The organism is Nocardioides aestuarii (assembly GCF_039527245.1).
In the GTDB taxonomy this organism is placed as follows: Bacteria; Actinomycetota; Actinomycetes; order Propionibacteriales; family Nocardioidaceae; genus Nocardioides; species Nocardioides aestuarii.
In genome coordinates this window covers 1,282,568-1,293,854 of record NZ_BAAAJT010000002.1, presented here as the reverse complement: position 1 = coordinate 1,293,854, position 11,287 = coordinate 1,282,568, and the positions used below count along the sequence as shown (strand labels likewise).

13 protein-coding genes are annotated in these 11,287 nt (G+C 71.2%); 7 read left to right on the top strand and 6 right to left on the bottom strand.

Annotation, left to right across the window (positions count from 1 at the left end; all coding sequences use genetic code 11):
• Window positions 1-67 precede the first annotated feature (67 nt).
• Genes ABD091_RS06700 through ABD091_RS06690 form a run of 3 tightly spaced genes read right to left on the bottom strand, consistent with a single transcriptional unit; the run spans window position 68 to window position 2,820 of the window.
• A complete protein-coding gene (locus ABD091_RS06700) occupies window positions 68-1,234 on the bottom strand; it encodes a nucleotide sugar dehydrogenase (protein ID WP_343916666.1) in 1,167 nt (388 codons plus the stop codon).
• Between the two features lie 10 nt (window positions 1,235-1,244).
• Complete coding sequence (gene mshD, locus ABD091_RS06695) at window positions 1,245-2,069, bottom strand: mycothiol synthase (RefSeq protein ID WP_343916664.1); 825 nt, start codon at window positions 2,067-2,069, stop codon at window positions 1,245-1,247.
• A 25-nt stretch (window positions 2,070-2,094) separates the two neighbouring features.
• On the bottom strand, window positions 2,095-2,820 hold the full coding sequence (locus ABD091_RS06690; protein WP_343916662.1) for a winged helix-turn-helix domain-containing protein: 726 nt from the start codon (window positions 2,818-2,820) through the stop codon (window positions 2,095-2,097).
• 45 nt (window positions 2,821-2,865) lie between these two features.
• Between ABD091_RS06690 and ABD091_RS06685 the strand changes: the two genes are divergently transcribed.
• Window positions 2,866-3,138 carry a MoaD/ThiS family protein gene (locus ABD091_RS06685; RefSeq protein WP_343916660.1) on the top strand — a complete coding sequence of 91 codons (273 nt, stop codon included), beginning with the start codon at window positions 2,866-2,868 and terminating at the stop codon, window positions 3,136-3,138.
• Between the two features lie 45 nt (window positions 3,139-3,183).
• Here the strand turns inward: ABD091_RS06685 and ABD091_RS06680 are convergent, their stop codons facing one another.
• On the bottom strand, window positions 3,184-3,612 hold the full coding sequence (locus ABD091_RS06680) for an Hsp20/alpha crystallin family protein (protein ID WP_343916658.1): 429 nt from the start codon (window positions 3,610-3,612) through the stop codon (window positions 3,184-3,186).
• 104 nt (window positions 3,613-3,716) lie between these two features.
• Between ABD091_RS06680 and ABD091_RS06675 the strand changes: the two genes are divergently transcribed.
• From ABD091_RS06675 to ABD091_RS06650, 6 genes are all read left to right on the top strand, one after another.
• On the top strand, window positions 3,717-3,986 hold the full coding sequence (locus tag ABD091_RS06675) for a MerR family transcriptional regulator (RefSeq protein ID WP_343916656.1): 270 nt from the start codon (window positions 3,717-3,719) through the stop codon (window positions 3,984-3,986).
• Between the two features lie 190 nt (window positions 3,987-4,176).
• Window positions 4,177-4,659: a thioredoxin family protein gene (locus ABD091_RS06670; protein ID WP_343916654.1), complete on the top strand. Its 483-nt coding sequence runs from the start codon at window positions 4,177-4,179 to the stop codon at window positions 4,657-4,659.
• Between the two features lie 201 nt (window positions 4,660-4,860).
• On the top strand, window positions 4,861-5,301 hold the full coding sequence (locus ABD091_RS06665) for a DUF4395 domain-containing protein (protein ID WP_343916652.1): 441 nt from the start codon (window positions 4,861-4,863) through the stop codon (window positions 5,299-5,301).
• A gap of 22 nt (window positions 5,302-5,323) precedes the next feature.
• Complete coding sequence (locus ABD091_RS06660; RefSeq protein WP_343916650.1) at window positions 5,324-6,172, top strand: sulfurtransferase; 849 nt, start codon at window positions 5,324-5,326, stop codon at window positions 6,170-6,172.
• Window positions 6,172-6,471, top strand: a complete 300-nt coding sequence (locus tag ABD091_RS06655; protein WP_343916648.1) for a DUF1416 domain-containing protein — start codon at window positions 6,172-6,174, stop codon at window positions 6,469-6,471. The genes ABD091_RS06660 and ABD091_RS06655 overlap by 1 nt, the downstream gene beginning before the upstream one ends.
• 276 nt (window positions 6,472-6,747) lie before the next feature.
• On the top strand, window positions 6,748-8,241 hold the full coding sequence (locus ABD091_RS06650) for a hypothetical protein (RefSeq protein ID WP_343916646.1): 1,494 nt from the start codon (window positions 6,748-6,750) through the stop codon (window positions 8,239-8,241).
• A gap of 180 nt (window positions 8,242-8,421) precedes the next feature.
• Here ABD091_RS06650 and ABD091_RS06645 read toward each other — a convergent pair whose 3' ends face one another.
• Both ABD091_RS06645 and ABD091_RS06640 read right to left on the bottom strand, forming a co-directional pair.
• Window positions 8,422-9,915 carry a HoxN/HupN/NixA family nickel/cobalt transporter gene (locus ABD091_RS06645; RefSeq protein WP_343916644.1) on the bottom strand — a complete coding sequence of 498 codons (1,494 nt, stop codon included), beginning with the start codon at window positions 9,913-9,915 and terminating at the stop codon, window positions 8,422-8,424.
• Window positions 9,912-11,216, bottom strand: coding sequence for a tetratricopeptide repeat protein (locus ABD091_RS06640; protein WP_343916642.1), 1,305 nt, complete (start codon window positions 11,214-11,216; stop codon window positions 9,912-9,914). Before ABD091_RS06640 ends, ABD091_RS06645 begins: the two co-directional genes overlap by 4 nt.
• Window positions 11,217-11,287: the final 71 nt, after the last annotated feature.

The window sequence follows — 11,287 nt, the reverse complement described above, 5'->3', positions numbered from 1 at the left end:
GTTGATTTGTGCTCGGAATCGCCCGGTTCGGAGCACAAATCAACCGGACTACCGCGAGGACGAGCGCTCAGTCGCCGCCGAAGAGGTCGCGGGTGAAGACCTTGTCGCGGACGTCGTCGAGCTCGCCGACCATCCGGTTGGCGACGATCAGGTCGCACTCGGCCTTGAACGAGGCGAGGTCGCGGGAGACGCGCGAGCCGAAGAAGGTGTCCTCCTCGAGCTCGGGCTCGTAGACGACGACCTCGATGCCCTTGCCCTTGATCCGCTTCATCACGCCCTGGATCGAGGAGAAGCGGAAATTGTCCGACCCGGCCTTCATGATCAGCCGGTGCACGCCGACGACGGCGGGCTCGCGCTTGATGATCTCCATCGCGATGAAGTCCTTGCGCGTGGTGTTGGCGTCGACGATCGCGCGCATCAGGTTCTGCGGGACGTTCCAGTAGTTCGCGAGCAGCTGCCGGGTGTCCTTCGGCAGGCAGTAGCCGCCGTAGCCGAACGACGGGTTGTTGTAGTGCGACCCGATCCGCGGGTCGAGCCCGACGCCCTCGATGACCTCGCGCGACGACAGCCCGTGGGCGATCGCGAAGGAGTCGAGCTCGTTGAAGAAGGCGACCCGCATCGCGAGATAGGTGTTGGCGAAGAGCTTGACCGCCTCGGCGTCGTCCGGGTCGGTCAGGAGGACGGGTACGTCGGGCTCGAGCGAGCAGTCGGCCAGCATGTCGGCGAACTTGCGTGCACGGTCGGACTTCTCGCCGACGATGATCCGCGAGGGGTGGAGGTTGTCCTCGAGCGCGCGGCCCTCGCGCAGGAACTCGGGGGAGAAGATGACCTGGTCGGTCCCCAGCCGCTTGCGCAGCCCCGTCACGAACCCGACCGGCACCGTCGACTTCACGACGATCGTCGCCGACGGGTTGGCCGCGATGACGTCGCGCACGACCGCCTCGACCGACTCGGTGTCGAAGGCGTCGGTCTCGGGGTCGTAGTTGGTGGGGGTCGAGACGACGACGTACTCCGCGTCGGCGTACGCCGCGGTGTCGGTCGTGAAGGTGACGTCGAGGTCGCGCTCGGAGAGGTATTCCGACAGCACGTCGTCGTGGATCGGGCTCTTGCCCTGGCGCAGCAGCGAGACCCGTGACTCGTCGATGTCGATGCCGACGACGGGGTGCTTCTGCCCGAGAAGGGCGGCCACCGAGAGGCCGACGTAGCCGAGTCCGACGACGGCGATGGAAGTCATGGCGGCGAGTCTAGGAGCGCGCGTACATCACGTGGGTGTCGCGGTCGTCGTGGGTGAAACCGAGCCCGTCGTAGACGTGGATCGCGGCGGCGTTGTCCGACTCGACGTAGAGCTCGACCTCGCTCACCCCGCGTCCCGCGAGGTGGTCGAGCCCGGCGCGGGTCAGCGCCTTGCCGAGCCCCATGCCCTGCGCCTCGGGCGCGACGCCGACGACGTAGACCTCGCCCAGCGCGGCGGAGTGCTGCTTGGTCCAGTGGAAGCCGAGCATGTGCCCGCCGCGCATCGCGACCAGCAGCCCGGACGGGTCGAACCACGGCTCACCCGTCCGCTCGGCGAAGTCGGAGGCCGACATCTGCCCCTGCTCGGGGTGGGAGTGGAACGACTCGGAGTTGACCCGCAGCAGCTCGGCCTCGTCCTTGGGGTGGAAGCTGCGGATGTTGACGCCCTCGGGCAGCGCGACGGGCCCGGTCGGCTTCGACCCCGGCCGCCGCATGACCCACAGCTCACGGACCCGGTCGAAGCCGTGGCGCGCGGCGAGCTTCGCGGCCCCCGGGTGGTCGGCGTGGGACCACGCCCGCAGGCTCCCGTCGTACGCCGCCAGGGCGTCGGCCAGCAGCGACCCGGCGACGCCCCGCTCACGCGCGGACGGGCGGACAGCCAGCGAGAGGTCGCCGCCGATGACGAGCGCGAACCCCTCGTCGGTCACCCACCAGGCGACGTCGTCGGGCCGGTTGCGCAGCGCCAGCCAGGTCGCCTCGTCGATCGGGGCGGCACCGTCGGCGGCCTCGGAGTCGGCGGCGACGTCGGCGATCTGTCGGAGTCGATCGGCGTCCACGCCTCGACCGTACGCGAGGAGGGCGTCAAGCGTCCTGTGACTGCGCGGGCGCGTCCTTGACCGACTTGTCCTTGGTCGGCAGCACGAACCGGTAGCCGACGTTGCGGACGGTCCCGATCAGCGTCTCGTGCTCGGGGCCGAGCTTGGCGCGCAGCCGGCGGACGTGGACGTCCACGGTGCGGGTGCCGCCGAAGTAGTCGTAGCCCCAGACCTCCTGGAGCAGCTGCTGGCGGCTGAAGACGCGCCCCGGGTGCTGGGCGAGATATTTCAGGAGCTCGAACTCCTTGAAGGTGAGGTCGAGCGTGCGCGAGCCGAGCTTGGCGGTGTAGGTCGCCTCGTCGACGACGACCTCGCCGGAGCGGATGACGTGGGCCTCGGGGTCGTCGGCGTCACGGGCGGCGGCGAGCCGGCCGACGGCGAGCCGCATCCGGGCCTCGAGCTCGGCGGGGCCGATCGTGTTGACGACGACGTCGTCCATGCCCCAGTCGTGGTTGACGGCCGCGAGCCCGCCCTCGGTGAGGACGAGCAGGACGGGGACGTCGACGCCGGTCGTGCGGATCAGCCGGCAGAGGTCGCGCGCGGCGACGAGGTCCTGGCGGCCGTCGACGAGCAGCAGGTCGGCGTGGGGCGCGTCGAGCAGTGCGCTCCCCTCGGCGGGGAGGACCTTGACCGGGTGGGCCAGCAGTGCCAGCGCGGGGATGACCTCCGCGGACGGCTGGAACGCGCTCGTGAGCAGCAGGATGTTGGTCATCGCCGGCCTCCTCACGGGTGGTTGAGCCTGCAAGGATAGTCAACGATGAGCACCGCATCCGTGACTGTCCGTTATTGGGCAGCAGCCCGCGCCGCCGCCGGCACCGACCACGACGACCTGCCGGTCGAGGGCGAGACCACGCTCGCCGACGTCGTACGCCGGGTGGTGGCCGCTCACCCGGAGGGCCGTCTCGCGGGGGTGCTCGAGGTCTGCTCGGTCCTGGTCGGCGACCGGCCGGTGGCGACCGAGGATCCCGTCGAGGTCGTGATCCGCCCCGGCGACGAGATCCAGTTCCTGCCGCCCTTCGCGGGCGGCTGACGTGCCAGGACCCCGGAGGCGCAGCCCCCGGGGTCCCCGCAGTGGTCAGGCCTCGATCGCCTGACGGTCGCTGCCCTCGGCCCCGCCGACGCTGATCTTGCGCGGCTTGGCCTTCTCGGCGACGGGCACGGTCAGGCGCAGCACGCCGCCGTCGTAGGCCGCCTCGATCCGGTCGAGGTCGAGGTTGTCGCCGAGGACGAGCTGACGGCTGAAGACGCCGCGGGGGCGCTCGGTGGCCAGCATCTCCCAGTCGCCGTTGCGGGCGACGCGCTCGGCGCGGACGGTCAGGACGTTGCGCTCGACGTCGAGGTCGATGCTGTCGCGGCTGACGCCGGGCAGGTCGAACTCGATGACGAAGCGGTCGCCCTCGCGCCAGGCGTCCATCGGCATGACCGCGGGGCGGTTGGTGGTGCCGAGGAGCTGCTGGGTCAGGCGGTCGAAGTCACGGAACGGGTCGGTGGTGCGGAGCAACATCACGAGTCCTCCTCTGGGTCTGTCGTGGGTGATGTCGGACGATGTAACCTGCAACCACTGTTATAGATTCCTTGCCACACAGATTTCAAGGGGGTCCGGCACGCATGTCGAGGAGAGGTGTCTACGCGATCTCCGTCGTGGCCGAGATGGTCGCGATGCCCGCCCAGAACCTGAGGGTCTACGAGCGCCACGGGCTGCTCGAGCCGGAGCGCACCGACGGCGGCACCCGCCGCTACAGCCAGGCCGACGTCGAGCGGCTCCACCGCATCCGTGACCTGCTGGCCGAGGGACTCAACCTGGCCGGTGTGGCCCGCGTGATCGCGCTCGAGGAGGAGGTCGCCCGGCTGCGACGACGCCTGGCCGACCGCGGATGACGAATTTTTGCCGCGACACCGCGTCGCTGCCATTGCCAGCGAGCCCGACGGATGGTTGGTTGAGGCTGTCCCGGAGCCCCCCTCCGGGGTCCTTCTGTGGGCGCCACTATGCCTGGGTGGCGCCCACAGTCCTCTCTCGCGAGGCCTCGCTGATGGAACAAATCGACGACGTCGTGGCGTTGACCCCGACATGACCACCGGCGCCTGGATCCTCGTCGCGAGCGTGCTGCTCGTGGCGGTCTTCGGCGCGTGGCGCGCGTACGCCGACGGCCGGTTCCGCGGCACCCACGAGGTCAAGCGAGTCGCCGAGGTCGGTGATCGAGCCGCGAGCGCCAGCGAGCGAGTCGAGATCCTGCCGGCCGACCAGCTGGGGGAGCGCGCCACGCTGCTCCAGTTCTCCAGTGCGTTCTGCGCGCCCTGCCGCGCGACTCGGCGGATCCTCTCCGACGTCGCCGACGTGGTCCCGGGTGTCGCCCACGTCGAGGTCGACGCCGAGGAGCACCTCGAGCTCGTCCGCCGCGTCGGCGTGCTCCGCACGCCCACGACCCTCGTGCTCGACGCCCACGGCCAGGAGGTCACGCGCGCCGCGGGCGCCCCCCGCAAGGAGCAGGTGCTGTCCGCATTGCAGACAGTCGTCTCGCCAAACGAGACGCGCGATGGGACCCAGGCGTGACGACCCCTACAGTTCCGAGCATGTCCTCGACCATGCTGACCAAGCGCCGCGCAGTGGACCACTGCCTCGTGCGCTCGGCCATGTGTCGCATGTCCTAGGGCGCCCCGGAGGCTTTCTGCCTTTTGTCTAGTCGTTTGGTCGACTAACGTTCCGGGTGTGCCCACTCCGTTCCCGCACGCCACGGACCCCAGGACTCATGACATGCCCAACCCCCAGATCGACCCGCGCGGCGCCCGCGTCGCCGCCGCCCTCACCAGCCTCGTGCTCGCCGTCGTGCTGCTCACCGCGCCCGGGCCGCTGGCCCTCGCGCTGCTCGCCGCCCAGACCGCGGTCTTCGCGATCGGCGCCGTGAGCGGCGTCCAGCACACGCCGTACTCCTTGCTCTTCCGCACGTTGCTGCGTCCCCGCCTCGGTCCGCCGGCCGAGCTCGAGGACGCCGCACCGCCGCGGTTCGCCCAGGCCGTCGGCCTCGGCTTCGCCTCCGTCGGGCTGGTCGCGCTCGCGGCCGGCGCCACGACGGTCGGCCTGGTCGCGGTCGGCTTCGCGCTGGCCGCCGCCCTGCTCAACGCCACCACGGGCTTCTGCCTGGGGTGCGAGCTCTACCTCCTGACCAAGCGGGTCGTCCCCGCGACCTCCAACTGATCAGCAACTGAAAGGCACCACCATGAGCCGCGACACCGCACTCGTCACCGCCGACTGGGTCGAGCAGCATCTCGACGACGACAACGTCGTGCTGGTCGAGGTCGACGAGGACACCTCCGCCTACGACAAGGGCCACATCAAGGGCGCCATCAAGCTCGACTGGACGACCGACCTGCAGGACCAGGTCCGCCGTGACTTCGTCAACCGCCAGCAGTTCGAGGCGCTGCTCTCCGAGCGCGGCGTCGCCAACGACGACACCGTCGTCCTCTACGGCGGCAACAACAACTGGTTCGCCGCCTACGCCTACTGGTACTTCAAGCTCTACGGCCACTCCGACGTCAAGCTCCTCGACGGCGGCCGGAAGAAGTGGGAGCTCGACTCCCGCGAGCTGACTGACGAGCTCCCGACGCGCGAGCAGACCTCCTACTCCGCGCAGGAGCAGGACCACTCGATCCGCGCGTTCCGCGACGAGGTCGTCGCCGCGATCGGCGCCCAGAACCTGGTCGACGTCCGCAGCCCCGACGAGTACGCCGGGCGGCTGCTCGCCCCGGCCCACCTCCCGCAGGAGCAGGCCCAGCGCGCCGGCCACATCCCGACCGCGGCGAGCGTCCCGTGGAGCAAGGCGGCCAACGACGACGGCACCTTCAAGTCCGACGACGAGCTCAAGGAGATCTACTCCGAGGCCGGCGTCGACTGGAGCAAGGACACGATCGCCTACTGCCGCATCGGCGAGCGCTCGAGCCACACCTGGTTCGTCCTCAAGGAGCTGCTCGGCCAGGCCAACGTGAAGAACTACGACGGTTCGTGGACCGAGTACGGCTCCCTCGTGGGCGTGCCCGTGGCCCTCGGTGACGAGAAGGGTGAGGCCTGATGGGGTGCGGCGCCGTGGTCGGAGGCCGCTCGATCGAGGGCATCGACCTGACCAAGGAAGCAGTCATCCAGGGCACGGTCACCCGCGGCGGTGAGCCGGTCGGCAGCGCCTACGTGCGCCTGCTCGACGCGACCGGTGAGTTCACCGCCGAGGTCCCGACCGACGACGCCGGCCAGTTCCGGTTCTTCGCCGGCGAGGGCCGGTGGACGCTGCGGACCCTGGCCCCCAAGGCCGACCCGCGCGACGACGCGGTCACCGCCCAGCGCGGCTCGGTCGCCGAGGTCGACGTCCTCATCTGATCCGGACGCAGCAGCCCCGGCCGCCCTCGGCGGTCGGGGCTGTTGCATGTCCTGACCCCAGTGCAGGCGTAGTCATGTGACTACCCCGGCTGGGCGTTGACTCCACGGCGCGACCACGACTCGCCGACAGCGGTTCACAGGAACGGAACATCTTGTCCACAAGTCTTCCCTTCGACCGAGTCCAGGCCGTACCAATCTCGCGGGGGACCCTCCCCCGGAACCGAATGATCTGCCGCCGGCTCGGGCAGGGGCGGTGGGGGGACTCAGCGCATGGACATGAAGCGACGCATCGCGACGGCGGGGATGGCGACAGGCCTCCTTGCCAGCTTGCTGGTGGCGACCAGCACCACGGCCTCGACGGCCGACACGACCACCCCGCCCAGCGACGCCGGTGTCACTCCGGCACTCGTCGACGGGAATCCGAGGTGCACGGACCTCGGCTACGACTTCGGGTACAAGCCCAGCTCCGGTGGTGCCGAGGACCAACCCGGCACCTTCGACACCCCGATCGGTCAGGTGTCGTGGTCCTACAACGCGACGACCAAGGAGGTCGACTGGACGTCGACCCCGCCGGCCAGCGGCGTCATCGTCAAGGGCAGCAACGCGGCCAACTCCTACGTCTACGAGCCGCCCGGCCCGAGCTCGTCCGACGGTGGTCTCTATCCGCCGGTGAACGCCAGCGGAGGTCCTGCGGCCATCTCGCACATCGAGTTCTGCTACAACTTCCGCCCGCAGGTCAGCAAGACGGCGACCACGTCGTTCAAGCGCACCTGGGACTGGGACATCGTCAAGGACGGCGACCAGACCGAGCTGACGCTGACGCCCGGCCAGAAGTTCCTGGTCAACTACACCGTCGACGTCACGAAGGTCGGTCCCGTCGACTCCGACTTCAAGGTCTCCGGCGTCATCACGATCACGAACCCGTGGCCGGTCGCGCTCAGCGTGACGTCGGTGACCGACTCCCTCGTCACGGGTGAGGTCGCGTGCTCCGCGTCGACGGTCCCGGCGGACGGCGGTTCGGTGACCTGCCCCTACTCGGCGGACCTCACGAGCGGCGCCAGCGGCACCAACACGGCGACGGTGAAGACAACCGCCGGCGATCGACCCGAGCGGACGACGACCGGCACCGCGCCGTACGCCTTCGCCACCCCGACGACCGAGCTCCACGAGTGCGTCACGGTCTCCGACGTGCAGGCGGGTGGCGTCCTCGGCGACACCTGCGCGACAACGCGCTACACCTACTCGATCGAGATCGGTCCCTACACCGAGGACAGCACCTTCGTGAACACCGCGTGCTTCACCTCGGACGAGGGGTCGAAGTCGATCAGTGACTGCGACGACCACACCGTGGTCATCAAGGTCCCGAGCGGCGGCTGCACCCTGACCCAGGGCTACTGGAAGACCCACAGCCTGATGGGGCCGGCGCCGTACGACGACGCCTGGCTCCAGGTCGGACCGAGCGGCGCGAGCACGACGTTCTTCCTCAGCGGGAAGAGCTGGTACCAGGCCTTCTGGACCACACCGGCAGGCAACCCCTACTGGATCCTCGCCCACCAGTACATGGCCGCGAAGCTCAACGTCCTCAACGGTGCCTCGGCGCCCGCGGCGGTGACGTCGGCGCTCGCCAGCGCGGAGACCTTCTTCGCGAGCAAGACTCCGGCGCAGGGGCTCACGCTGACCAGGGCGAAGGCCAACGAGATCAAGGCGCTGGCGGCGACGCTCGACGCCTACAACAACGGCCTCACCGGCCCCGGCCACTGCTCGGAGTGACCTGACCTGACAGCGGAGGATCCGGGTCCACAGGCAGCCCGGATCCTCCGCTGTCGCACGTCCCCACCGACGCCGGGGGTTGGACCGGACAGCGGGTGGTCTCCGTCGACGCCGACTACCGCCTCCCCGAGGACGACCTCCGCGTCGACCTGCTCGCCCAGCGCTGACGACCAGACCGTCCTACTGCTGGATCAGCGTCTTCACGATGACCCCGACCCCGACAGCACAGATGCCGAGCGCCGCGCCGTAGCGCAGGAACAGCCTCACCTGCGTCCCGAGGTGTCCCCGCCGCAGGGCGGCGGTCTCGAGGCGGACCACCATGCCCCGGGCGAGGAGGCCGACCGTGGCGAGGGAGGCAGCCATCCCGATGCCGAAGGCGAGGACCAGGAACAGGCCCAGCCACGCGCGGCCGACCGCGACCGCCGCGAGGAGGAGCAGCAGCGCCGAGGGGCTCGGCACCAACCCGCCGACCAGGCCCATCACCCACACGCCACCGCGCCGTGACGAGGGGGCCGGGGTGGTGGCGTGGGTGTGCTCGGCGACCGCGGTCGTCGTACCGCCGGCCGGGGACGGCGCCGCGTGCTCGTCGTGCCCATGACCGTGCCCATGGCCGTGCCCATGCCCATGGCCGTGGCCGTGGCCGTGGCCGTGACTGTGACTGTCGCCGTCCACCCGCAGCCGCAGCAGGAGGTAGAGGCCCAGGCCGAGGATCAGGAGACCCGTCGCGACGGTGAGCCACGGATAGATCCGGGCCGGCACGAAGCTGCTGCTCAGCGACACCGCGAGCCCGAGGACCAGGACCGATCCGGTGTGGGCGGCGGTGACGGCGCCGCCGACGGACAGGGCCGCCCGCCAGGACGAGTCGCCGCGCTGGGTGAGGTAGAACGCCATGACGGTCTTGCCGTGGCCGGGCGAGAGCGCGTGGGTCGCGCCGAGGGCGAGCGCGACCAGCAGCGCGAGCGCCGCGGCGAGCCAGCCGCCGTCGTCGACCAGTGCCGTCGCGCGCGCGGACAGCCAGCCCGGTTCGGCGCCGCTCGGGTCGGCGCCTCGGTCCGTCCCCGGGAGGGTGCCCGCGGGGCCGCCCGGCGCGACGGTCAGGGTCGCGGAGGAGACAGACAGCGGTGACTGGAGCAGGTCCTGGGGATAGGAGCTCAACCGGTTGCTGATGCTCTCCGCGGGGACGTCGGTGGTGGACAGGGTCATCCGGTCGCCGACGGCGACGACCTCGCGCCACCCGACGGAGCCGGGGGCGGTGGTGTCCTCGAACGTGACCTCGCCGGCGCCGATCTCGACGTCGGCCGCGTAGGAGCAGACGATGCGCGTCGTCGGCAGGCCGCCCTCGCCGTCGGCCGACCTGGCCGAGGCGTCGACCAGGGTCAGCGCGGCCGGCTGCCCCGAGGCGGTGAGCGCCAGACCGCTCTGCGCCGAGGTGCACTCGCGGTCGGCGAGCCGGGACGGGTCGTCGGCGAGGTCGCCGAGCTGGGCGGTGGGAATCTCCGCGAGGTCGATGACGTGGTCGACGGTGAACCCGTCGGGCGAGACCAGGATGCCGGTGTAGCGGTTGACCGTGAAGTTGCCGAGCGGGTGGGCGGAGGCCGGCACAGCCGTCGACGCGAGGCAGACGATGGTCGCGGCGAGCAGCAGCAGGACCCGCAGGCCGGCGCGCCTGGTCATCGCGCACCTCCCAGCGTCTCGAGCACCCGCTGCGCCTGGTCGCGCTGCCACAGGGACAGCCCGGGGTCGCCGTCGAGCCCTCGCCGCAGGTGGACGCGGGCGGCCCGGTCCATCCCGAGGGCGGCCTCGATGCTGCCGCGATGGATCCAGAACCGGGCGTCCGGCGTACCGAGCGCCGTGGCCCGTCGCGCCAGGTCGAGCGCGCGTCCGTCGCGGCCGACCCGGTGGAGCGCCCAGGCGTAGGCGTCGGCGACGTGGACGCTGTGCCGACGTCCCCACTCCGACGCTGCGAGCTCGCGGGCGCGCTCCGGATCGCCGTGGTCCGCCTCGTGCACGGCCGCCTCCAGGTCGGTGTCGACCCCGCCCGACTCGAGCAGGGTGATGGTGGCCTCGACGACGTCGAACTGCCGCTGGGCCTCCGCGGGACGTCCGAGGTGGAGATAGAGCTCGCCGAGCTCGGTCAGATATTCGGGCAGCGGCTGGGCGCTGACCACCCGCGTCCAGGTGGTCACGGCCCGGGCGAGGTCGCCCTGCGCGACCTGCCACCGTGCCCGGGACACCACCGCGGGGAGATAGTCGGGAGCGGCCTCCTCGGCGATGTCGAGCGCGCGTCCGGCCTGGGCGAGCCGCCCCTGCCGTCGTTCGATGTCGGCGAGGAGGGTCAAGAGGTAGGCCTTGTCGGCGCGTACGGCGGTGCTCGCCGCCGACTCGAGGATCGACGCGGCGCGCGGCAGGTCGCCGCGCAGCTCGTAGGCGTAGGAGTAGCGGGCGGCGACGGCGGTGCTGGGCTGGCGGCGGTCGGCGACGCGGAGCGCCTTCAGCTGGTCGTCGTAGCGGCCGAGCTCGGTGAGCGCGTCGACGCGGATCGCGAGCGCGCTCAGGCCGAGGGGGTTGATCGCCAGCGACTGGTCGGCCAGCTCGAGTGCCCCGCTGAAGTCGTGGCGGGCCGCGGCGATGGCGGCGCTGGCCGCGAGGCCCTCGAAGTTGTCGTCGGGCTGGACGCGGAGCGACTCGCGGGCCGCGTCGGTGGCCTTCTCGTAGTAGGAGGGCACCCCCGTCACGCGCCCCTGCTCGACGTACGCCAGCGCCAGGGTCGCCCAGGCCGAGTGGTCCTGCGGCAGCCGGCGCAGCGTGTCCTGCAGGGCCTCGATGGTGCCGGTGAGGTCCTGGCCCGGGGCGGACGGGGCGAGGCTGGTGGCCGCCTGCGGGGTGGGCTCGGAGTCCCGGGTGGTGGCGAGGCCGATGCCGCCGGAGACGCTCAGGGCGAGCGCGAGGGCGACCAGGACGATGAACCGTGGCATGCGGGTGTGCCTTTCGGGTGGAGACCCGGCCGCGCGACCAGGAAGGTGTGGCCGCGCGACCGGGCGTTTCT